At 51.1% G+C, this 20,375-nt stretch carries 21 protein-coding genes and 1 tRNA gene; 11 read left to right on the top strand and 11 right to left on the bottom strand.

Features of this window, described 5'->3' with window-relative positions; all coding sequences use genetic code 11:
• Positions 1 to 313: 313 nt before the first annotated feature.
• The 3 genes from AWQ24_RS05870 to AWQ24_RS05860 are packed head-to-tail and all read left to right on the top strand — an operon-like array spanning position 314 to position 3,686.
• Positions 314 to 1,228 carry a heme A synthase gene (locus AWQ24_RS05870; protein WP_065716253.1) on the top strand — a complete coding sequence of 305 codons (915 nt, stop codon included), beginning with the start codon at positions 314 to 316 and terminating at the stop codon, positions 1,226 to 1,228.
• A 54-nt stretch (positions 1,229 to 1,282) separates the two neighbouring features.
• Positions 1,283 to 2,236 carry a heme o synthase gene (locus AWQ24_RS05865; RefSeq protein ID WP_065716252.1) on the top strand — a complete coding sequence of 318 codons (954 nt, stop codon included), beginning with the start codon at positions 1,283 to 1,285 and terminating at the stop codon, positions 2,234 to 2,236.
• A 4-nt stretch (positions 2,237 to 2,240) separates the two neighbouring features.
• Positions 2,241 to 3,686 carry an aminotransferase class I/II-fold pyridoxal phosphate-dependent enzyme gene (locus AWQ24_RS05860; RefSeq protein ID WP_065716251.1) on the top strand — a complete coding sequence of 482 codons (1,446 nt, stop codon included), beginning with the start codon at positions 2,241 to 2,243 and terminating at the stop codon, positions 3,684 to 3,686.
• Between the two features lies 1 nt (position 3,687).
• On the opposite strand, the gene AWQ24_RS05855 is transcribed toward AWQ24_RS05860, so the two are convergent.
• On the bottom strand, positions 3,688 to 4,506 hold the full coding sequence (locus AWQ24_RS05855; RefSeq protein ID WP_065717320.1) for a Cof-type HAD-IIB family hydrolase: 819 nt from the start codon (positions 4,504 to 4,506) through the stop codon (positions 3,688 to 3,690).
• Between the two features lie 147 nt (positions 4,507 to 4,653).
• Between AWQ24_RS05855 and AWQ24_RS05850 the strand changes: the two genes are divergently transcribed.
• Positions 4,654 to 4,878, top strand: coding sequence for a hypothetical protein (locus tag AWQ24_RS05850; protein ID WP_030006256.1), 225 nt, complete (start codon positions 4,654 to 4,656; stop codon positions 4,876 to 4,878).
• A gap of 255 nt (positions 4,879 to 5,133) precedes the next feature.
• On the opposite strand, the gene AWQ24_RS05845 is transcribed toward AWQ24_RS05850, so the two are convergent.
• Positions 5,134 to 5,206, bottom strand: a tRNA-His gene (locus tag AWQ24_RS05845).
• Positions 5,207 to 5,260: 54 nt separating this feature from the next.
• Here AWQ24_RS05845 and AWQ24_RS05840 point away from each other — a divergent pair.
• Positions 5,261 to 5,665, top strand: coding sequence for a DUF4359 domain-containing protein (locus tag AWQ24_RS05840; RefSeq protein ID WP_065716250.1), 405 nt, complete (start codon positions 5,261 to 5,263; stop codon positions 5,663 to 5,665).
• Here the strand turns inward: AWQ24_RS05840 and AWQ24_RS05835 are convergent.
• The 3 genes from AWQ24_RS05835 to AWQ24_RS05825 all read right to left on the bottom strand — a co-directional run bounded on the left by AWQ24_RS05835 (position 5,662) and on the right by AWQ24_RS05825 (position 7,477).
• Positions 5,662 to 6,381 carry an LOG family protein gene (locus AWQ24_RS05835; protein WP_065716249.1) on the bottom strand — a complete coding sequence of 240 codons (720 nt, stop codon included), beginning with the start codon at positions 6,379 to 6,381 and terminating at the stop codon, positions 5,662 to 5,664. The genes AWQ24_RS05840 and AWQ24_RS05835 overlap by 4 nt on opposite strands.
• Before the next feature lie 80 nt (positions 6,382 to 6,461).
• Positions 6,462 to 7,127: a histidine phosphatase family protein gene (locus AWQ24_RS05830; protein WP_065716248.1), complete on the bottom strand. Its 666-nt coding sequence runs from the start codon at positions 7,125 to 7,127 to the stop codon at positions 6,462 to 6,464.
• A 2-nt stretch (positions 7,128 to 7,129) separates the two neighbouring features.
• Positions 7,130 to 7,477, bottom strand: coding sequence for a DUF86 domain-containing protein (locus AWQ24_RS05825; protein ID WP_012306775.1), 348 nt, complete (start codon positions 7,475 to 7,477; stop codon positions 7,130 to 7,132).
• 118 nt (positions 7,478 to 7,595) lie between these two features.
• On the opposite strand from AWQ24_RS05825, the gene AWQ24_RS05820 reads away from it, so the two are divergent.
• Complete coding sequence (locus AWQ24_RS05820; RefSeq protein WP_065716247.1) at positions 7,596 to 8,153, top strand: DUF3172 domain-containing protein; 558 nt, start codon at positions 7,596 to 7,598, stop codon at positions 8,151 to 8,153.
• A gap of 77 nt (positions 8,154 to 8,230) precedes the next feature.
• Positions 8,231 to 10,102 (top strand): glutamine--fructose-6-phosphate transaminase (isomerizing), encoded by a 1,872-nt coding sequence (glmS, locus tag AWQ24_RS05815; protein ID WP_065716246.1) that lies wholly within the window; start codon positions 8,231 to 8,233, stop codon positions 10,100 to 10,102.
• Between the two features lie 82 nt (positions 10,103 to 10,184).
• Here the strand turns inward: glmS and AWQ24_RS05810 are convergent, their stop codons facing one another.
• On the bottom strand, positions 10,185 to 10,475 hold the full coding sequence (locus tag AWQ24_RS05810) for a YiaA/YiaB family inner membrane protein (RefSeq protein WP_012306772.1): 291 nt from the start codon (positions 10,473 to 10,475) through the stop codon (positions 10,185 to 10,187).
• A gap of 137 nt (positions 10,476 to 10,612) precedes the next feature.
• On the opposite strand from AWQ24_RS05810, the gene AWQ24_RS05805 reads away from it, so the two are divergent.
• Positions 10,613 to 11,635 (top strand): hypothetical protein, encoded by a 1,023-nt coding sequence (locus AWQ24_RS05805; RefSeq protein WP_083993501.1) that lies wholly within the window; start codon positions 10,613 to 10,615, stop codon positions 11,633 to 11,635.
• A 75-nt stretch (positions 11,636 to 11,710) separates the two neighbouring features.
• The gene (gene gshB, locus AWQ24_RS05800) at positions 11,711 to 12,670 is read left to right on the top strand and encodes a glutathione synthase (RefSeq protein WP_012306770.1); all 960 of its coding nucleotides are present in this window, start codon (positions 11,711 to 11,713) and stop codon (positions 12,668 to 12,670) included.
• A 44-nt stretch (positions 12,671 to 12,714) separates the two neighbouring features.
• Here gshB and aroB read toward each other — a convergent pair whose 3' ends face one another.
• Both aroB and AWQ24_RS05790 read right to left on the bottom strand, forming a co-directional pair.
• Positions 12,715 to 13,812 carry a 3-dehydroquinate synthase gene (gene aroB, locus AWQ24_RS05795; RefSeq protein ID WP_012306769.1) on the bottom strand — a complete coding sequence of 366 codons (1,098 nt, stop codon included), beginning with the start codon at positions 13,810 to 13,812 and terminating at the stop codon, positions 12,715 to 12,717.
• Between the two features lie 103 nt (positions 13,813 to 13,915).
• Positions 13,916 to 14,485, bottom strand: coding sequence for a DUF4333 domain-containing protein (locus tag AWQ24_RS05790; protein WP_065716245.1), 570 nt, complete (start codon positions 14,483 to 14,485; stop codon positions 13,916 to 13,918).
• Positions 14,486 to 14,786: 301 nt separating this feature from the next.
• On the opposite strand from AWQ24_RS05790, the gene AWQ24_RS05785 reads away from it, so the two are divergent.
• Positions 14,787 to 15,971 carry an MFS transporter gene (locus AWQ24_RS05785; RefSeq protein ID WP_065716244.1) on the top strand — a complete coding sequence of 395 codons (1,185 nt, stop codon included), beginning with the start codon at positions 14,787 to 14,789 and terminating at the stop codon, positions 15,969 to 15,971.
• On the opposite strand, the gene ndhN is transcribed toward AWQ24_RS05785, so the two are convergent.
• From ndhN to AWQ24_RS05770, 3 genes are all read right to left on the bottom strand, one after another.
• The gene (ndhN, locus tag AWQ24_RS05780) at positions 15,972 to 16,445 is read right to left on the bottom strand and encodes an NAD(P)H-quinone oxidoreductase subunit N (RefSeq protein WP_065713720.1); all 474 of its coding nucleotides are present in this window, start codon (positions 16,443 to 16,445) and stop codon (positions 15,972 to 15,974) included.
• Between the two features lie 137 nt (positions 16,446 to 16,582).
• Positions 16,583 to 18,124: a sodium:solute symporter gene (locus AWQ24_RS05775; RefSeq protein WP_065716243.1), complete on the bottom strand. Its 1,542-nt coding sequence runs from the start codon at positions 18,122 to 18,124 to the stop codon at positions 16,583 to 16,585.
• Positions 18,125 to 18,226: 102 nt separating this feature from the next.
• Positions 18,227 to 19,126 carry a bile acid:sodium symporter family protein gene (locus AWQ24_RS05770; protein ID WP_065716242.1) on the bottom strand — a complete coding sequence of 300 codons (900 nt, stop codon included), beginning with the start codon at positions 19,124 to 19,126 and terminating at the stop codon, positions 18,227 to 18,229.
• Positions 19,127 to 19,336: 210 nt separating this feature from the next.
• On the opposite strand from AWQ24_RS05770, the gene fni reads away from it, so the two are divergent.
• Entirely contained in the window at positions 19,337 to 20,365 is a 1,029-nt protein-coding gene (fni, locus tag AWQ24_RS05765) for a type 2 isopentenyl-diphosphate Delta-isomerase (RefSeq protein WP_065716241.1), read from the top strand.
• Positions 20,366 to 20,375: the final 10 nt, after the last annotated feature.

Raw genomic sequence — 20,375 nt, 5'->3', positions numbered from 1 at the left:
TTTGTCACAATCTTCATGGTTGACTGATGACAAATCTTGATGATTTTGTATCAAGGTTATTTAAAACTCAATTATGTAATCTATCTGGCCAAAAACTTAAGATTATATTTAGATTTCCTCGGTTATTCGTTGCTTAAATGTAAAGAATTTGTACAGGATAGGTCGCTAAACAGCAGCGTCTAAATGGGTTCACTACAGTGTTAATTAACGAGATTTAGCTATTTTTCTTAGCCTAAAATCTAATTTGTGTAGCTATTTACATCTGTGGCAGTTCTGACTCCGTAGATTGTTAAGCGTTTTGTGAGGAGGCTTCATGGCTCATTCCATTTCATCTCCAAATTCTTTTTCGCCAGCGAGTGATCAGGTGAAAACATGGGTTCGTCGTTTGGTTTGGAAAATGGCGATCGCCACCTTGTTGTTAATGGCGATTGGCAGTGCAACACGGGTGATGAATGCGGGACTGGCTTGTCCGGATTGGCCCCTGTGCTACGGGCAACTGGTGCCGACCCAACAGATGAATTTACAGGTTTTCTTGGAGTGGTTCCACCGTTTAGACGCGATGTTGATCGGTCTCTCGGCGATCGCCTTGGTGGGACTCACCCTCTGGTTCCGGACGGCACTACCCCGTTGGCTGCCATGGGCTGCGAGCTTTGCCCTATTTTTGATTGTGTTTCAAGGGATCCTAGGAGGATTAACCGTCACCGAACTGCTACGCTTTGATATCGTCACAGCCCACCTAGGTACGGCCCTCTTCTTTTTTGTTACCCTGCTCACCATTGGCAGTTGTTTGAGTGATTATCGCGGCAACGGCACTGCCGGAAAATTACCTTGGTTTGGTCTGACGGCAGCCATTTTTATTTATCTCCAAAGCCTGTCTGGAGGTTTAGTCGCCTCCCAGTGGGCCTTGCACCAGTGCTTTTTCCAAGGGGATATGTGTGTGGTGATGGACAGTCACATCGTCGGTGTTGTCCCTGCTACCCTCGCAACGCTCGTCACTGTGATCATGGCTTGGCGGACACCAGCGCTCCACCCTGCTCTCCGCAGCCTGGCCAATGTCGCCATGTTACTGGTGTGCTTACAAATTCTCATTGGGGTAGCCACCTTTAAACTGCATCTGCAAGTGGAGCCTCTCACCGTGACCCACCAGGCCGTTGGGGCGAGCCTCCTTGGGACTTTGGCGATGTTTTCTGTCTTTGCATTCCGCGATCGCCAGCCCCACACCAGTTAAGTCAAACCCCATCTCTCCATTCCTCTGCGTCTTTAATTAAATTCAGGTATTTTTATGCTCGGCACCAGCCTTTCTCCGCACCATGAAAACTTTTGGGCGGTTATCAAAAGCTATTACCAACTCACCAAACCCCGCATTATTCCCCTACTGCTGATTACCACCGCTGCTTCGATGTGGATTGCCTCCCATGGTCACATTGACCCGGTAAAGTTGCTGATTACGTTATTGGGGGGGACCCTCGCCGCCGCCTCTGCCCAAACCCTCAACTGCATCTATGACCAGGACATCGATTTTTCGATGCAGCGCACCCGTAAGCGGCCCATTCCTTCTGGTCGCGTTCAACCACGCCATGCCTTAATTTTTGCGCTGGTTTTGGGGAGTTTGTCTTTTTCCCTGTTAACGGTATTTGTGAACCTGCTCAGCGCCTGTTTAGCGTTATCGGGCATTGTGTTTTATATGCTGGTTTATACCCACTGGCTGAAACGGCACCACGTACAAAATATTGTGATCGGTGGGGCCGCAGGTTCGATTCCGCCCCTGGTGGGTTGGGCGGCGGTTACGGGTCAGTTGGATTGGTCAGCCTGGATTTTGTTTGCGCTGATTTTCCTCTGGACGCCGCCCCATTTCTGGGCCTTGGCCTTGATGATCAAAGAAGATTATGCAGAAGTTGAGGTGCCGATGCTGCCCGTGGTCAAGGGAGAGAAAATAACCGTCGATCAAATTTGGATTTATACATTAATCGTTGTGCCCTTTAGTCTGTTGCTGGTGTTCCCGTTCCAAGCGTCTGGGCTGTTTTATGCGATCGCCGCTTTAGTGCTGGGAGCCATTTTTATCCAAAAAGCCTGGGAATTGAAGCAAAATCCCTTTGATCAGCCCCTAGCGAAGTCAATGTTTAAATATTCGATTCTTTACATGATGTTGCTTTGTACAGCGATGGTGGTGGATAGTTTACCTGCGGTGCATGATGTCACTGCCCTGGTGACCACAACCTTAGCTTCCCTGACTTAAATTAATGACGCCCCTGTTTTCGCGCCTGCTCGCCCTCGCCCACGATAACCATGCAGCCTTCTATGCCCCCGGTCACAAAGGTAGTCAGGGGGTTTTTCCTGGGTTGGCACAGGCCTGGGGAACGGCGGTTTTTCGGGCAGATTTACCGGAACTCCCTGGTCTTGATAATTTGTTTGCGCCAGAAGGGGCGATTTTAGAGGCTCAAACCCTAGCTGCCGAAACCTTTGGAGCTGATCAAACCTGGTTTTTGGTCAATGGTTCCACCTGTGGGATTATCGCCGCCATTTTAGCGACGGTGGAGGAAGGGGAAAAAATTCTCTTACCCCGCAATGTCCATCAATCGGCAATTTCTGGCTTGATTTTGTCTGGGGCGATGCCAGTTTTTGTGAATCCTCCCTACGATCCCCAATGGGATTTGAGTTATGGTTTAACGCCAGAATCTGTTGAGCAAGCCTTGCAAATTCATCCTGATATTAAAGCGGTTTTTGTTCTTTCTCCCACCTATCAAGGGGTTTGTCCAAATTTAAAGGAGATCGCCGCCATTACCCAGCGCCACAATATTCCGCTCATCGTTGACGAAGCCCACGGTAGTCACTTTAAATTTCATCCTAATTTCCCGCCCCCTGTCCTCGAACTCGGTGCTGATCTGGTGATCCAATCGACCCACAAAACTCTGGGAGCGATGACCCAAGCTTCGATGCTCCATCGACAAGGAGCCAGGGTTGATCCCCAGAAAATCAACCGTGCTTTGCAACTTGTCGAATCCACCAGTCCCAGCTATTTACTCCTGGCTTCCCTGGATGCGGCCCGCGCCCAAATGGCAGCACAGGGCGAAACCCTTTGGTCAGAAACACTCGCTTTGGCGCAACGAGCACGGCAAGCTTTGACCTCGATTCCAGGATTAAAAATTTTTGATCCCCAACCCCAGGCAGGCATCGAATATTTTGATCCCACCCGCCTCACCGTTGATGTTTCGGGTTTAGGGTTAACAGGTTATGCCGCAGATGAAATCTTAACGGAAACTTTGGATGTGATTGCAGAACTCCCCCTGGGGCGATCGCTCACTTTTATCCTCACCTTTGGCAATACAAACCAGGATATTCAGCGGCTAATCGATGCGTTTCAAACCCTTAGTCAAAACAATCAAGCACAACAGCCTTTAAACAAGCCAAACATTTCAACCGATCAGCCTAAAACCTGCTATGGACTGCCACAACTCTCGCCGCGCCAAGCTTTTTTTGCCACCAGTAGAGCCATTACCCTTGAAGCCAGTCTCAATCAAATTTGCGCGGAGTTGATTTGTCCTTATCCCCCTGGAATTCCGGCGATCATGCCCGGCGAAAAAATTACGGTAGCCACCCTCGCCAGCTTGCGCCAGACGTTACAACTGGGGGGAGTGATCACCGGGGCTAGTGATCCGAATCTAAAAATGATTCGTGTGATTGATTAACTTAAAGCAAAAATTTGGCGATCGCCTCGGCGACCCCATCCTCTTCGACGGAGGTTGTCACAGCGTCCGCAACGGCTTTGAGGGCAGCAGGAGCATCCCCCATGGCTACGCCAAGCCCCGCATATTCAAGCATTTCCCGGTCGTTAAAATTGTCGCCAATGGCCATCACGTTAGTAGCCTGCAACCCCAGAATTTCTTCAGTGAGAAATTTTACCGCTTGGCCTTTCGTCGCCGTCGGTGAGGTAAATTCTACATACACAGCCGTGGACTGGGTACAGTAAATTTGCTGCTGGGTGTAGCGTTTTTGCACGAGGGGCAAGAGGGTTTTCGGTACCGTTTCTGTGTGGCAAACCGCAAGAATTTTTGTGGGAGCCTGGGCCACAATATCCCGCAAATCGGTGAGCAAATTTGCCTTGCAACCCGTTCTCTCTTGGTAGGCCGCAGTCCGCTCATTGAAATCATCGACATATAACTCGTCGTTGTGATAGACGTGCAAATGGAGCTGCGATCGCCAATTCTTAGTGCTAAGAAAATCGAGAATATCAAGGGCAATATCGGCTGGCACTGAAAGCTGTTGATGGGGGAGAGTTTGTAGCGGGTCTTGAATCCAAGCGCCGTTATAGGCAATCAAAGGAACATCGGAGGCAATGGCTTCGTAAAATCGCTTGGCCGAACAAAACATACGCCCGGTGGCGATCGCCACTTTGATCCCTTTCCGTTGGGCCGCTTGGATCGCCTCTAAAACCTGGGGACTCACTTGGTTTATTTTCCCGGAAATCGTGCCGTCAATATCCAACACCAGTAGGCGAATGTCCTGCATTGTTTCGGTCAAAATGGTTGCCCCTAAAGCATAGAAGAGTTCCCCTATCCCGGCAACGACCCAAACCCCAAGGCCGGATTGCCACTTTGTATAATAAAAAACACAAGTACAAATTATTGCTGCATTCAAGTTTTAGAGAATTTCACCATGACCACCGAGCGGGAATTTGCCGAATGGCCCGAAAAAATTAGACGGGTTCGTGGCCAAGCGCCCCAACGCCAAACCCAGCGTTCAACCCAAGCGCCCCGTTGGTTACCGATTCTGCTGTTCTTTTCGAGTTTGGCGATCGCCCTTTGGTTCAACCAACAACTCCAGCAACGTCCGGTACAGTCCGGTGGGGAATCGTCCGCAGTAAGACAATATCGGCTCTAGGGAATCAATTTTCTGTTCGTTTTCCCTGGATTTAATGTAGGTGCAAGCTGTTGCTAAGGTTTTTACGCCAAGGCTTTCAACTAAGGTCTACTTTTTGCAAGCTTAAATCACTATCTGAGTTACCCTGTGCTTGCTGAGTTACCCTGTGCTTGGTCTACGAGAGGATAAAAATCCGGTACTGACTGAAAAAATGTCCCCTGGGATAGGCTGTGAGGGAACCCTGACTTCGGTTATAAAATTGTTTAGATTTGAGAGGGCGAACGAGGGGACTCGAACCCCCGAGTGGCGGAACCACAATCCGCTGCCTTAACCACTTGGCTACGCTCGCCATAATCACGATTAATAATGTTATCGAATTGATTTTATTTTGTCCAGGTTTTTTATGAAATTTTCTCAAATTAGCGGTGTGGTCAGCGGCTTCGGCGTTGTTGTCCTTGGGGCGATCGCCTACTTAACCAATCCTCCCCTGAGCCAGTATCGCAATTATGCGGGCGAACAGATTGCCATCTATCTTAAGGATAATGTCTGCCAAAATTCGGGTGATGATCTGCCCCTCGGTTTAGGCAATCTCCAAAGCGATTTGCTGCGCAACTACTGCAAAACCCTAGTGGACGCGAGCCAGGCCCAATTGGGCGAAATCGTCAGTCGGCAAACCAGCGTCAATAATTATTTTTTCTTTAGCATCTACCAAACGGATATCGTTTTGCCGGAGCCCTTTCCACGGTACTCCTTTGAGACGGTGGGCATCTTTCAGCAGTTCTACACCTACCGAGCAGAAAAAAGCTAGGGGGAGCATTGCGCCCAGGCCTGATGGGAGAGTTTCAAACGGGCGATCGCCTCATCCACCGACCCAACACACACAGGAATTTCAAAATCCACTGCATCGGCCATCTGGGGCACCATGGTTTGTTCGGCCCACTGGACTAATTCTGTCCACATGTCGCCCACCAAAATAAACGGCATATTATGGATCGAACGCACCTGGAGCAACTGCCAAATCATCAACGCTTCGAGGGTTGTCCCAATTCCCCCCGGCATCACCACAAACGCATCGGAAACCAAAACGAAATGGTGCAGGCGTGAGAAAAAAGTCTGGTGCTGAAACACCTCTTCGACAAAGGGATTAACCTCCTGTTCAAACCCCAAATCCACGCGAATACCAATGGATTTTGTCCGGTCATGGGGATCTGCTAAAACACTGCCTTCGTTCGCTGCTTCCATCAAACCAGGGCCACCCCCCGTCACAATGTCACAGCCGAGGGTCGTCAACTCACTGGCTAAGCGGCGCACGTCTTGGTAGAGGGGCGAGTCGCGGGTAATCCGGGCCGAACCAAAAATTGTCACGCGATAGTGATCGCGGCGGGGCGGCTGAATACTACTCAGGCCATTGACCACTTGCCAGAGGGATAACACGGCTTCTTGCACAATGTCATAGCTCATGGTCTGTTCGCTGAGGCTGACAGGAAAGCAAGGGGAAGGTTGGCCGTTCGCTTCGTTTTTCATGGTGATTTTTGCCCGGTAATGGGAGCAATCTTACAATATTTCCGGGAATTTCCTCGATGGCGACTGGGCGGATTGATGGTTTAGGGGGCCACCTTGATGCCTGGGTCTGTCAGAAAATCAGTCTCATTTTGCCGTTGCCAGAGCCAGCGATCGCCAAGATTAACCAGTTGATTGAGGGCACACACATCGGGGCTCATGGTGTGGTTTGTTCCCAGTAGATAATTTAGACAAATGCCCAGGGGAATTTTGTGGCCGATGAAAAGCAAGTTGCCGGAATAGGATTTTAGTAACTGCTTGAGGGTCTTAATCGTCCGTCGCTGCACCTGGGCGGCATTTTCGGGGTAGTCGGGAAAACATTTTTCCTGGTAGTGCCAGTCGATATTGCTGTAGTTTTGACGCAAAAATGCTTTGGAGTGAGTTTTGGGCGGGCGAGTCATCCAATGGGGATTTTGCCATTCCCCCAGGCCCGGTTCTAGCTTCAGAGGAAGGTTTAAACGTTGGGCGCAATAGTGACCCGTTTGGATCGTGCGCAGGAAAGGAGAAGTGAAAATATGGTGGATCATTTCTGGGGCGAGGCGATCGCCCAACTCCTGGGCTTGGCGGTGGCCAGCGGGACAAAGGGGCGGATCATAGGGATAGAGGGCCGTGGTAAACCAAGCCGGTTGCACAAAATCCAAGCGATTTCCGTGGCGCACAAACCACAACTGTCGGCCCCAGGCGCTATGGGAAACGGGCTTAAACAGCATCTCTAGACGTGGAGATTTTCCGGCAAGATCACTTCCAAAGCCTCTGCCCAAACCGGGAGATCATTACGCACCAGATCCCAGACAAAGGCAATATTGACCGCCTCGTAATCTTCACTCATGGTTTTGGCGATCGCCTCTAGTTCAAACCAAGGCACTTGGGGGAGTTCTGGGTGCATCACCTTGGGAATATTTCGCGCCGCCAGACCCATAATTTCGATCCGCCGAATCACCGCATCCTGAACCACAATATTGCCGAGGAATTCCGTCCAACTCAGATCCGCTAGATAATTAATCGCGAGCCGCGCCGAAATGAGAATATCCAATAAAACTAATGTGTGCCGATCCGCCATGGAAAACCTCGAGATAAGCTCCGGGTGGAGTAGTAAATCGCTATAGTGGATAGAATGATCACTTAACAAAGTATCGTATCGACTTGATGGAGCCGCTGTTCCCCATAGATATCCGCTGATGAAACGTCAAACTCGTTCACGTTACGATCGCTCTCCCTACGACCGTCCGAGGTATCCCGAACGGGAACCCAAAAAGTCCCTCTTTAACTTCAACTATGCAACCCTGGCACTGTTTGGGGGAATTTTTGTCCTAGGGGTGACGGTGGGCATCGGCTTTAGCTCCAGTACCAATCTTAACCCGACAAGCATTGATTCTCGCCTGGAAATTGACCGTCAAGCTCCGGATGCTGAACTTTGCCAACAATTTGGTGCGAGTGCCATTGTGACGGACATGAAAATCTTTGTGACCCTCAACCCCTTCAACGTTTTTGTCACTCAGCCGCAGATGGAACCAGGCTGTGTGATTCGGCAAAATAACTGGGCCATTCTCGAACGCCAAAACCTGGTCACCTCAGAACAGGTCAACGACTGCAAACGGCGCATGAATACCTTTGGCTATACCGGCAGCCTACAAGGGTCACCGAGTATTAACTGTATCTATCAAAATGATGCGGCAGGGAATCTCTTCCTCAATCAACCCGGAACGACCTCAGTTCCAGAATCTGACCGCTTCTAGGGAACAAAAACAAAAATTCAAGGTTAAAGACTATAGGATAGTAACGGCTCATTTTTCGTGTAGGGAGACCTGATTTTATGTGTGGCATTGTGGGATATTTAGGCACGCAAGCGGCAACAGATATTCTGGTCTCAGGCTTAGAACGGCTAGAGTACCGGGGTTATGATTCGGCGGGCATTGCGACGATCTGGCAAGAAAAACTCCACTCGGTACGGGCCAAGGGCAAACTATATCGTCTCCGGGAAAAATTAGAAGGAAACAGTACCCCCGCCACCATTGGCATTGGTCACACCCGCTGGGCAACCCATGGGAAACCAGAGGAACACAATGCCCATCCCCATTTGGACATGGCGCAACGGGTGGCCGTGGTTCAAAATGGCATCGTGGAAAATTACCGGGAGCTACGGGAAGAACTCCAGGGCAAAGGCTATACTTTCCTGTCGGAAACAGATACGGAAGTCATCCCCCATCTGATTGCGGATCTGCTCCAAACGACGAAATCTGAACCGGAACCCCTCCTCGCTGCGGTACAAAAGGCTGTGCAACGGTTAGAAGGAGCCTTTGCGATCGCCGTTATTTGTGTGGACTATCCCGATGAATTGATCGTTGCCCGGCAGCAAGCGCCCTTGACCCTGGGGTTTGGCCAGGGGGAATTTTTCTGTGCCTCGGATATTACGGCATTAATTCCCCACACCCGGGCAGTCCTAACCCTTGAAAATGGCGAAATGGCCCGGATGACGCCCCTGGGGATGGAAATTTATAATTTTGCGGGCGATCGCCTCAAAAAAGCCCCCCGCACCCTCGACTGGAACCCCGGCCAAGTGGAAAAACAAGGCTTCCGGCACTATATGCTCAAGGAAATCTATGAGCAGCCGGCGGTGGTGCGCACCAACCTCGAAGTTTATCTCAATCCAGAAGCAGCCCAGCCGATCAACCTCGGTATTAATGACCCCATATTTCTCGACAACATCGACCATATCCAAATCGTGGCCTGCGGTACCAGTTGGCACGCCAGCCTCGTGGGGAAATATTTACTCGAACAACTCGCCGGCATCCCCACCTTTGTGCACTATGCCTCGGAGTTTCGCTATTCCCCTTCACCGATCATGCCCAATACCCTGACCATTGGCGTGACCCAGTCCGGTGAGACCGCCGATACGATCGCCGCCCTGGAAATGGAAAAAGAGCGTCGTCTCCACCATAACGACCACCTCAAGGCCCGACTTTTAGGCATTACGAATCGTTCGGAAAGCACAATCACCCACATCGTTGACCAAGTGCTCTATACCCATGCCGGCATTGAAATCGGCGTTGCGGCCACCAAAACCTTTACGGCGCAACTGATGAGCTTTTATTGCCTGGCCCTGGAGTTGGCGGCCCGACGTCAAGCCCTCGCCCCTGAAAAACTCCAGCACATTGTCACCGGATTACAGCAGATTCCGACCCAAATTGAGTCAATCCTGGCGGATCAAGAAAAGAGCATCGAAGAATTGGCCCATAATTTTACTGATACCCAGGACTTTATCTTTATTGGTCGGGGGATTAATTTTCCCATTGCCCTAGAAGGTGCCCTCAAACTCAAAGAAATCAGCTACATCCACGCCGAGGGTTATCCTGCTGGAGAGATGAAACATGGCCCTATTGCCCTCCTGGATGCGAAGGTGCCTGTGGTGGCGATCGCCATGCCAGGGGATATTTACGAAAAGGTGATTTCCAATGCCCAGGAAGCGAAGGCGCGGGATGCCCTTTTGATCGGTGTGACAGCCCTAGATGATACGGAAGCGACCCAGACCTTTGATGAGGTGCTACCTGTAGCGGCGGTGGACGAAATTTTGTCACCCCTATTGGCGGTGATTCCCCTCCAGCTCCTTTCCTATCACATCGCCGCACGACGGGGCTTAGATGTGGATCAACCGCGCAACCTCGCCAAATCTGTCACGGTGGAATAAAGGAAAAAATAAAGGCGATCGCCCCATATCTTCAGTCCGGGGAGAGCAATCATGTTCTCCCCAATTTTTTGGGAACCAATGCCTATTTATTAAACGGATCATATTCCGCCAACAATTTCTCGAGTTTAGCCTCATCAACCCGATTAAAGATTCGTTTTGATTCTTCTAAGTCCCTAGTCGTCTTTGCCAGGCTAATGGTAGAGCTAATCGAAAACACAAACCCCATGCCCAGGTAGCTTTTCATCCAACCGTTGAGGGGCAACAAATAAATGCCGATCCCCATGGCACTGAGGGACAGAATAAACGCTAACCAGGTTTGAAAAATCCAAGCGTTGGTGTGGGTGGCTGGGGCATCAAATTTAGGAGTGGCCATGATCTTGAACCTCAATGAAGACTTGTCGTTGCTTACTTTCATTGTCGGGAAAGATTTTCTGTAGTCGCAATGAGCAAACCCAAGCCCGTAGAAGTAAGGTGAAGTAGGATGAAGTAATTAGACTTCCAGAGAAAGCCATGATCACCCTCCAGGAGCTTGAGCACTGGTTCCCTGCTACCCAAAAGCAGGCCTTGCTGACCCAGCTAAAGCAGGTGGTGGGCCTCACGCGGGTGCGGGCTGAATATTTTTTGCGTCTTTGGATCTATCTCCTGGTGAAGGCGAAACTAACGCAACAGCCTCAACTACGGCCCCCCTTAACGGAACTGCAAACCCAATTTGGGGCGATTATTTGTACCCATCGGGAGGCGGCAGAATTGTTCTATGGCGATCAAGAAAAAGGGGGCGATCGCGCCGCAGGCATGATGTTAGATAAGCTGGCAGCCTTGGGGTTAATTCGCAAATATTTCGACGGCAACACCACCTGCATTGAAATTTTGCCGTTACCGCAACAGGTTTTGAGTGCTGAAACCGACGAGGTTGTTTCCCTAACCTTGGCGGAGTTTAATCCCCGTTGTGATGCGATCCCCGTAGCGAATTTGCTCGCAGTCAATTACAACTGGATGAACAAAAATAACGATGCCGTGCCCCACCGGATTGCCAGACTGTTGCGCCAGTGGGGACAACAATATCCCAGGGGAATGCGGGTGTTAAGGCGTGTGGATAATCAAAATCCGTTGGGCTTTTATCTGCTCTATCCGACCGCCGCCCGCTCCGATGTGAATTTTTTTCGGCCTGCAAAAAAGGCATTGCACCTCAGTACGATGGCGGCAATTGATCCGTTTACCCTGGCCACCGTGGGTGACGAAACCTGTGTATCGGTATTCATTCGCAGTTGGGTGATTGATCCGACATATTTAACGGCTTATCGACTGACCTTTCTGGTGGATGCCCAGCAAACCTTACGGAAAATGCAAGGGGATTTTCCTAATCTCTGTGATCTGCATACTCTAATCATCCATCCGAGCTATGCCCAACTAGCCACAGCCCTGGGTTTTCAGCCGACCCAACAAGGGGATTTAGGTTCGATCCACTGGATGTACCAAGCCCTGGATCGGTTTTTAGCTTTGGATATTGCCACGGCGATCGCCTCCCTTGGGTAAAACTAATCCTTTGCCTTTTCAATTGGCGATTGATTATGATCAGTGGGTTCCATTGTGTTTAGGAAGCAACCCCCTGTGAAACTGGCTTTTATCCTCGATCCCATTGCCAACCTTGACCCCTGCCATGATACGACGGTGGCTTTTATGGAAGCGGCCCAACTCCTCGGCCATGAGGTTTGGATTACGACCATGGAGCAGTTGAGTGTGGTTGACCACCAGGCCTGGGCAACGCTGCAGGCAGTGCAATTAGAGCCAGTGCGTTTGGAAAATGGTCTCTGGGTTGCTGAGGAACATTGGTTTCGCCTCGGAGAACGGAAATTGTTGCCCCTCACGGAGATGAATGCGGTCTTTATGCGCACCGATCCGCCTGTGACTTCGGCATATCTCTATGCCACCTACATTTTAGATTTGCTCATCCCCACCAAAACCCTGGTGTTGAATAATCCCCAGGGGATCCGCGCCGCCAACGAAAAACTCTACGCTCTCCGGTTTCCCACGGTGATTCCCGCCAGCATTATCACTACAGAAAAGGCAGTGGCACGACAATTTATCGAAGCCAAAGGAAAAGCCGTTTTAAAGCCCCTCGGTGGGAAAGCAGGGGAAGGGATTTTGTTAATCAAAAAAGGCGATCGCAATTTTAATTCCCTCGTAGAAATCAGCACCAAACAGGGGAAAGAGCCGGTGATGGTGCAGGAATTTTTGCCCGCTGCCCAGGCAGGCGATAAGCGTCTGATCGTCTTGGATGGAGACCCGATTGGGGCCGTAAACCGCATTCCGACGGGGGACGATTTCCGGGGCAATATGGCCGTTGGTGGTCGCATCGCCCAGGTGGATATTACGGAGCGCGACCGGGAAATTGCCGCAACCTTAGCTCCCCAACTCAGGGCCGATGGGTTATATTTTGTCGGCCTCGATATTATTGGTGGCTATGTGACGGAGGTGAATGTCACCAGTCCCACAGGTGTCCGGGAAGCCGATCGCCTCGATGGGGTCTCCATCGGTAAACAGGTGATTGAATGGGTGGCAGATCGATAAACAGGTGATTGAATGGGTGGCAGAGCAGACATCCCCCTAAATTTCTAGCAGAGGGCGGGTGCTAAAACGTCGGTGATCAGGTCGGCGCTGACTTGATCGGTGATTAAGACCTCCCCAATTTTGGTCGGGAGGACAAACCGCACTTTCCCCGACTTCACTTTTTTATCGCTCTGGAGGGTCTCCAGAATCGCTTCAATCGCTAAATTATTGGGGCATTCGGTGGGAAGACCCGCTTTTTTAATCAAGGCATCTTGGCGTTGGGTCTCAGCCGTCGTCCAGAGATTCATCCGGGTGGCGATCGCCCCTGCCAGGGCCATCCCAATGGCAACCCCTTCCCCATGGACAAAGGTTTCGTAGTGGGTCAAACTTTCGACGGCATGACCGAGGGTGTGGCCGTAGTTCAAAATGGCCCGCAAACCCGATTCCCGCTCATCTTGACTGACGACTTCTGCCTTCGCCCGGCAAGAACGTTCGAGGATGAGATCCAGCAAATCGGGGTCAATGGTTGCGTAGCTATCAATCTGCTCAGCGGCTTCGAGTTTCGTAAAGAGATCGGCGTCCCAAATCACACCGTACTTAATCACTTCCGCCATGCCCGCCCGGAATTCTCGCACCGGCAAAGTCTTGAGTACCGTCGGGTCGATGAGGACAAATTTCGGCTGGTAGAACGCCCCGATTAAATTCTTGCCTTGGGGATGATTGACCCCTGTTTTACCGCCAACGGACGCATCGACCATCGCCAATAGAGTTGTGGGCACCTGCACAAAGTTAATGCCCCGGAGCCAGGTGGCCGCTGCAAACCCAGTCATGTCGCCGATCACACCACCCCCAAGGGCGAGCAGTGTCGAGGAGCGTTCAAGGCGATTTTTAAAGGCTGTGTCGTAAATTTTTTCGATGGAGGCCAGATTTTTATATTGTTCTCCAGCAGGGATTAGGTGGGTATCAACGCTAAAGCCAGCGGCCTGGAGAGAATTCACCACCGTTTCGCCGTAGTGGCCGTAAATTTCCGGGTTGGAGACGATTAAGACCTTCTGACCCAAGTCGAGGGGACGGAGAAAAGTCCCGATTTGTTGGAGGCTTTCTTTGGCGATCGCAATATCGTAGCTATTTTCTCCCAGTTCTACCCGCGTTGTTGCGTCCATAATGCTTTGAGGTTGCTTGCTGCTAAAAAACTCAATGGTTAAGTGGGTATTTTACAAGGTGGCGATCGCCTTTTGGGGCACTCTGGAAATCCCGAAGCCCAATTTATTGCAGTCGCCACACCACATTGCCCGCATCATCCTCAGCGGTTACTGCCACAGAAGCCGAATTACCAGAGTTATCCGTGGCTGTGCAGTTAAAACTTTCGCCGGTGAGCAAGATCCGATAGGGAGCACCGCAATCGATGGTCGCTTCGACGTTCAGTTGTTCAGCGATACCCTGGGCGATTTGTGTTTCTAAAGTCTCACTGGAGATTAATCCCCGGAGATTTGCGAGGCCCTCATCGGCACTCCAGTTAACATTACCCTCGTCATCACTTTGGGTGACTTGAATGGCGAGGGTCTGACCTCCTTCCAAAGCGGCCTCACAGCTAAACACATTGCCCGCTTCGATGGCTTTATCTTCAGGGCAAGTCACTGCTGTCGTCGCCAATCCCGTTTGGGTGGTAAGTCCTTGGGAGATTTCTGTTTCGAGTTTTTCAGCATCGAGGGTTCTGTTCCCGAAACCAAAGGATAAGCCCTCGACGGAAAAAGAACAGCCAGCGAGGGTCAGCACCGTGAGGGGAGCAACGGCCCGTAGCATCGGTTGTAAAAAAGAATTTGTGAAACGAACCATGATCAATCAGTTAAAAAATCGACAATAAAGAAGGGCGAATTTTAAAGCAACCTCAAATAAACTGCCTTTTTTGGGGCGGTCTCAACCGATCGAAAAACGTTTGCTTAGGGTAAGATTTGAATTTTTTGAGGTCTTTTGCAGCACCTTGAAATATTTGTCATTGTAGTGACGATTTATGCTTGACAGTCGTTGCTTATTGTTTCTTAATCGCCAGTGGATACAAGGGCTGGGCGATTCAGGCGAGCAATGAAAATCAGAGTTTCGCAACACCTGATAAAACCAGTGGTGTATTTGACAAAACATGGCGTATTTAAGACCAGCAGAACTAACCGCTAAAAATTTAACAACCCTCTGGCTGCTCAAGGGCCTTGAATCTGCCTGGTTTCCCATTCCGGTAATTGTGCTGTTTTATGAATCCCAGGGATTGTCCATTGCCCAGGCGATCGCCCTCAAGGCGATTTTGTCAGCGGCGATCTTTGTGGGGGAAATTCCTTCGGGTTATTTTGCCGATCAATTTGGCCGCAAAAATAGTTTGGTACTGGGGGCGAGTTTGTGGTTGGTGGGTTGGCTGATTTATTGTACCCAGGGCAGTTTTAGTTGGTTTGCCTGGGCTGAAATTTTAGCGGGGCTTGGTGGCAGTTTAATCTCTGGGGCCGATAGTGCGATCGCCTATGAGAGTTTACTTGCCCTTGGCCGGACTGACAAATATGCCGCCTGGGAAGGGAAAGGGGTGGCGATTATGGGCATTACAGAAGCGGTTTGTGGTCTCATGGGTGCTTGGGTCGCCCAGTGGGATCTGCGCTATCCGTTTTATTTGCAAACTTTCTGTATTGGCGCTTATCTGGGGTTGGCGTTGACGCTCCGGGAACCGCCCCAGCAGCACCCAGAAAAAACACCGGGCTGGCGTACTTTGTTGCCGCAAATTCGGGCAATTTTTCAGGAAAGGCGATCGCTCCGGTGGCTGCTGCTCTTTTCGGCGTCCTTAAGTTGTGGTTCTTTTCTAGTGGTGTGGGTTTCCCAGGAATATCTTGTAGACCGGGGTCTGGGTTTGACCCAACTGGGCTGGGCTTGGTTACTCTTCCACGGGGCAATGGCCCTCATTTCTTGGCGCATTCACACCCTTGTCCGTTGGTTTTCCTACCGACGTCTGTTTGCGCTCCTGCCGGGCTGTATGGCGATCGCCTACATTGCCATGGGCCTGATTGAAAACCTCTGGGGGTTTTTATTCATTGTCGTGATTTATCTGGTACGGGGCTGCAACACCCCGCTGGTTTTGAGCTATCTCAATGAGCGAATTCCCTCAAACCTGCGGGCGACTCTGATTTCCCTGAATAGCTTTGCATTTCGGTTGCTATTTATTGGACTGGCGGCGATCGCCAATGGGGCAACGTTGCTGTGGGGTCTTAATGGCAGCTTGATTGTCGTTGGCATTGTGGTGGGCGTAACTGCTTTGTACGGCTATTTAAAATTACGCCCGGCTTTCTAACTAAACTAAGAGGTCAGCCAGGGGCTTAAAGGAAAATTGGCGATCGCCCCCCATTTCGATGACGACCTTAATTTGAGGATTTTCTTGGGTCAGGCTCACAAGGTATTCCTGTTCCTGGCGGGAGAGCACAAACCCTTCAATGATCCAGAGAATAATTCCTTTGCTCTTTTGGGGGAGATTTTCTAACTGGTAGCTCGCAATTCCCGGCACATAATACCGGAGGCCCACCGCCGCCCCACTGCCAGCAATGTCCTTTTTACCCAGGTGGGGAGGACGAATCCCGTGGTATTGCGTTAAATAAGCGGCCACATCTCCCAAACCCCGCGCCGTCAAATTCACCACCGAATAGCCAGAACTACGCAAACGACGCATATAGCGACCTTCGAAACCACCCTCAAGGGGAGCATAGACTGCAACTGCGCCAGACTTTTCTACGGTGCGGGTAAAGCTTTTGCCGGTGGTCAGAAGTGCCATGGTTTTACGATCTTGAGATGGATTGAACTTGCCAAAAAATTATATCGGATTCCCCTGGCCCCTGTCGCTAAACTTCTGGGCAGATCCATAGTGCCATGCCCCATTTGACCCTACTCCCAGCCCATCGATACAAATGCTTAATAATCCTCATAGCGAGAAATATCTTCTTCGAGGCCCGGACGTCCCAGGGGTTTAGTTGCTTGGGTTTGGCTCCAGAGGGTAAGTCCTTCTAGCGATCGCCGGGGCGGAATTTGACCCAGCAGAGAGATTCCATAGCCCAGCACAATCCCCAGGGGAGCCGCGATCGCCGATCGCCAAATGCCAGGGAAGGTCAGCCAACCCGCATTTGAGCCAATAATCACCAAAATGACTGCGGCCACCGTCCCATAGAAAGCACCCGTGCTGTTTACCCGAGGAAATAAAACCCCCATTAAGAAAATACCGAGCAAGGGCCCTAGGAACATGGTGGTGTAGCTCACCAGAAATTCCAGTAAATCTTTCCCGGTTGAAGCCACATAAAACGCCGCTCCAATGCCCACCAAGCCCCAAATCACGATCAAGATCTGCGCAATGCGTAGAGATTGTTTTCCGCCGGCCCTCGGTTGACGATAGCGGTCATAAAAATCGACGGTAATGCAAGTCGCGAGGGAATGGAGGGCCGAGTCAATGGAGGACATGGCTGCGGCAAAAATAGCGGCCACCAAAAACCCAGAAGCCCCTGGGGGCACCTGATTGATAATGAAATGGGACAAAATCCCATCGGCGGGCACTTCGGCAGGTAACCCCCCGTTGATGTTGTAAAAACTAAATAGCAGCACCCCTAGTAAAAGCGTGGCCGCCACCCCCACAAGACCGGAAAACCAACCGAGGAGAATCGCCTTGCGGGCAGAGGTTTCATCGGCACAGGAAACATAACGCTGGACAGATTGCTGATTAGTGCCAGCCACGGCAAACGCCAAAATCCCGTAGGCAAAGAGGGCCGTCGGTAAAGTTCGAATCGAGCCTGGATCCCAGGCAAAGTTAAAGACGGCGAGCTTATCATTGGCCGCCGCCACTTGCCATAGTTCCCCGAAACCGCCGGGAACCCCGGTCACAGCCGTCCAGATCCCCGCGCCAATCCCGACAAAAATCATCGCAAACTGCAATACATCTGTCCAAACGACGGCGGTGATTCCCCCAGCGACGGTATAGACAATCGAGACGAGCCCCACCAAAAGAATGGCGAGGCCTGTGGGAATATCGGTCACCGTGGCGACCACCAGAGAAGCGGCATAGAGCAATCCTCCTAACCGGGCAATGACAAAGAGCAAGAAGCAGAAGGAGCCAAGGGAGCGGGTTTTGGCATCGAAGCGTTTTTCGAGGTATTCGTAGGCGGTGGTGAGGTTCAACCGCACGAAAAATGGGAGGAGCAGAGCAATCACGAGGCCATAGCCCAGGAGATCCCCCAGTTGGAGTTGGAGGTACAAAAAGCCATTGGTATAGCCTTCCCCTGGCCCCCCTAATAGTGAGGCAGCAGAAAAGGAGGTGGCGATGATCGAAAAGGCGATCGCCCACCAGGGGATTTGCCGTGCGCCCCGAAAATACTCGTCTGTATTGGTTTGTTTGCGGCTGGCAATAACGCCGATGGCAATGACAATCAAGCCATAGATCGCCACAATAACCCAGTCAATCACACCCATTGTTGTTGCACCTCACAATTCGTTCGTCGGGGAGCCAATCAGGCTTGAACCATTGTATTGACTGGTTGGCCTGGCTCTATCGTTCTTGTAACAAAATATTTTTTAGGGACGAGAATCCCCTCCAGTTGACCTTGGCGATGACGTTTGATGCTGGATAAACCAACCAAAGGCCGCACTGGTGATGAACATCAGCAAAGAATAAATCGCGGCGGGGATTGCCATCGTCGGCGCATTTAAAAGGGTCGGGGTACTGGCAATGGCGATCGCCAAGGTGCCATTTTGAATCCCGACTTCCACACTAATGGACTTGGCACTGGGGCCATCTAGCTTCGTTCCGAGGGCGATCGCATAGCCCAGGAGCATCATCGTCACATTGAGCGCCAACATCACCCAGCCCACCTGAAGGAAGAAACTCACCACATTGGCCCGCTCTGCCAACAGTAAACCCGCAACGACCAAACCCAAGAAAAAGAGCGATAACCATTTCACATAGCCCTCGACCGTGGCCGCAAATTTCGGGGCGTAACGATGGAGCGTCATGCCAATCCCAATGGGAATCAGGGTAATCACCGCAATTTGGATCACCGTTTTGAGGAATGGCAATTGGAGGGTGGCGCTGGCCCCCAGAAAATATTGCATTGCCCCATTAATCACCAGGGGAATGGTAAAAACTGTGATCAAGCTGCTGACCGCCGTGAGGGTAATCGAAAGGGCCACATTCCCCCGCACGAGATAGGTAATTAGATTAGACGTTGATCCTCCAGGACAGGCCGCTAGTACCATTACCCCCACGGCCAATTCCGGGGTGAGGGGAAACAAATTTGCGAGGCCAAAGCCCACCAAGGGCAGCAGTAACAATTGGGCGATCGCCCCGACAATCACCCCCCTAGGTTCAACTAAGACCCGTTTAAAATCAGTGGGGGTCAAACCTAGGCCCATGCCCAGCATAATCACGAAAAGAGCCAGGGGAAGTAGCACCGCAGTCAGAAAATTGGCATTCATCTGGAATCGTTATTGGTCTTTGGCGAAGGAATACTCGAAATTTTAGGCTGATCTTACCCCTGTTCTAGAAGATAAATCTGGAGTCTTTGACGCATCAGTGAAGCCAGACCCATCGCCCTGGCAGCTTAAAAATATTGCAATCCATTGCCTAACGCCGAGAACCCAGAGGGGATTCTGTACAATTTGGGGAGCTTAAACCTTGCCTAACCCATGACTGACAGCACCCAAGTTCGTAAAGCCGACCATATCCGCATTTGTCTCGAAGAAGATGTCCAATTTCACCACAATCGCGCCGGTTTTGAACGGTACCGTTTTGAGCACTGCTGTCTGCCTGAATTGGACTGCGCCGATATTGACTTGAGTACCTCTTTTTTCGGGAAAAGCCTCGGTGCACCGATTCTGATTTCTTCGATGACCGGAGGGACAGCCCAGGCCCAGCAGATTAACTTTCGCTTGGCAGAAGTTGCCCAAACCCATCGCCTCGCCATGGGGGTTGGTTCTCAACGGGTCGCCCTCGAAAAACCAGAGGTGGCGGCTACTTTTGCAGTCCGTCAAAAAGCCCCCGATGCTCTCCTGTTTGCAAATATTGGCGCAGTGCAGCTCAATTATGGCTATGGCGTAGAAGAATGCCGCAGAATTGTTGATTTGCTCAAAGCCGATGCGTTAATTCTCCATCTCAACCCCCTCCAGGAATGCATCCAACCCCAGGGGGACACAAATTTTAAGGGGCTATTGGGCAAAATTGAACAGGTCTGTCACCAACTGCCCGTACCTGTAATCGCGAAGGAGGTGGGCAATGGCATTTCCGTCAAAATGGTGCAACGCCTCCGGGAAGTAGGCGTGCAGGTCATTGATGTGGCTGGGGCGGGCGGCACCTCCTGGGCGAAGGTAGAAGCGGCGCGATCGCCAAACCAACTCTTGCGCAATCTGGGGCAGACCTTCGGGGATTGGGGAATTCCCACGGCGGACTGTCTCGCGGCGATCGCCCATTACGATCCTGAAATTCCCCTCATTGCTTCTGGGGGTCTGCGGAACGGTTTAGATGGGGCCAAGGCGATCGCCCTGGGGGCTGATCTTGTTGGCTATGCCCAACCCTTTCTCAAGGCGGCGAGTGAATCCCCAGAGGCTTTGGCCGAGTGGGTCGAACTGCTGCTACTGGAATTGCGGACGGTGCTGTTTTGTACGGGCAATGCTAATTTTCAGCAACTGCAACGGGCGAATTGCCTGCACAAGTTCTAAGGTAAAAACT

It is taken from the genome of Picosynechococcus sp. PCC 8807 (genome assembly GCF_001693295.1).
In the GTDB taxonomy this organism is placed as follows: Bacteria; Cyanobacteriota; Cyanobacteriia; order Cyanobacteriales; family MRBY01; genus MRBY01.
The sequence above is the reverse complement of the archived record's forward strand: the minus strand, read 5'-3'. Positions and strand labels throughout refer to the sequence as shown.

Excerpts from the sequence above, each read along its gene's own strand:
- AWQ24_RS05870 (WP_065716253.1), top strand. The coding sequence starts at position 314 with ATGGCTCATTCCATTTCATCTCCAAATTCTTTTTCGCCAGCGAGTGAT.
- AWQ24_RS05865 (WP_065716252.1), top strand. The coding sequence starts at position 1,283 with ATGCTCGGCACCAGCCTTTCTCCGCACCATGAAAACTTTTGGGCGGTT.
- AWQ24_RS05860 (WP_065716251.1), top strand. The coding sequence starts at position 2,241 with ATGACGCCCCTGTTTTCGCGCCTGCTCGCCCTCGCCCACGATAACCAT.
- AWQ24_RS05855 (WP_065717320.1), bottom strand. The coding sequence starts at position 4,506 with ATGCAGGACATTCGCCTACTGGTGTTGGATATTGACGGCACGATTTCC.
- AWQ24_RS05850 (WP_030006256.1), top strand. The coding sequence starts at position 4,654 with ATGACCACCGAGCGGGAATTTGCCGAATGGCCCGAAAAAATTAGACGG.
- AWQ24_RS05840 (WP_065716250.1), top strand. The coding sequence starts at position 5,261 with ATGAAATTTTCTCAAATTAGCGGTGTGGTCAGCGGCTTCGGCGTTGTT.
- AWQ24_RS05835 (WP_065716249.1), bottom strand. The coding sequence starts at position 6,381 with ATGAAAAACGAAGCGAACGGCCAACCTTCCCCTTGCTTTCCTGTCAGC.
- AWQ24_RS05830 (WP_065716248.1), bottom strand. The coding sequence starts at position 7,127 with ATGCTGTTTAAGCCCGTTTCCCATAGCGCCTGGGGCCGACAGTTGTGG.
- AWQ24_RS05825 (WP_012306775.1), bottom strand. The coding sequence starts at position 7,477 with ATGGCGGATCGGCACACATTAGTTTTATTGGATATTCTCATTTCGGCG.
- AWQ24_RS05820 (WP_065716247.1), top strand. The coding sequence starts at position 7,596 with ATGAAACGTCAAACTCGTTCACGTTACGATCGCTCTCCCTACGACCGT.
- glmS (WP_065716246.1), top strand. The coding sequence starts at position 8,231 with ATGTGTGGCATTGTGGGATATTTAGGCACGCAAGCGGCAACAGATATT.
- AWQ24_RS05810 (WP_012306772.1), bottom strand. The coding sequence starts at position 10,475 with ATGGCCACTCCTAAATTTGATGCCCCAGCCACCCACACCAACGCTTGG.
- AWQ24_RS05805 (WP_083993501.1), top strand. The coding sequence starts at position 10,613 with ATGATCACCCTCCAGGAGCTTGAGCACTGGTTCCCTGCTACCCAAAAG.
- aroB (WP_012306769.1), bottom strand. The coding sequence starts at position 13,812 with ATGGACGCAACAACGCGGGTAGAACTGGGAGAAAATAGCTACGATATT.
- AWQ24_RS05790 (WP_065716245.1), bottom strand. The coding sequence starts at position 14,485 with ATGGTTCGTTTCACAAATTCTTTTTTACAACCGATGCTACGGGCCGTT.
- AWQ24_RS05785 (WP_065716244.1), top strand. The coding sequence starts at position 14,787 with ATGGCGTATTTAAGACCAGCAGAACTAACCGCTAAAAATTTAACAACC.
- ndhN (WP_065713720.1), bottom strand. The coding sequence starts at position 16,445 with ATGGCACTTCTGACCACCGGCAAAAGCTTTACCCGCACCGTAGAAAAG.
- AWQ24_RS05775 (WP_065716243.1), bottom strand. The coding sequence starts at position 18,124 with ATGGGTGTGATTGACTGGGTTATTGTGGCGATCTATGGCTTGATTGTC.
- AWQ24_RS05770 (WP_065716242.1), bottom strand. The coding sequence starts at position 19,126 with ATGAATGCCAATTTTCTGACTGCGGTGCTACTTCCCCTGGCTCTTTTC.
- fni (WP_065716241.1), top strand. The coding sequence starts at position 19,337 with ATGACTGACAGCACCCAAGTTCGTAAAGCCGACCATATCCGCATTTGT.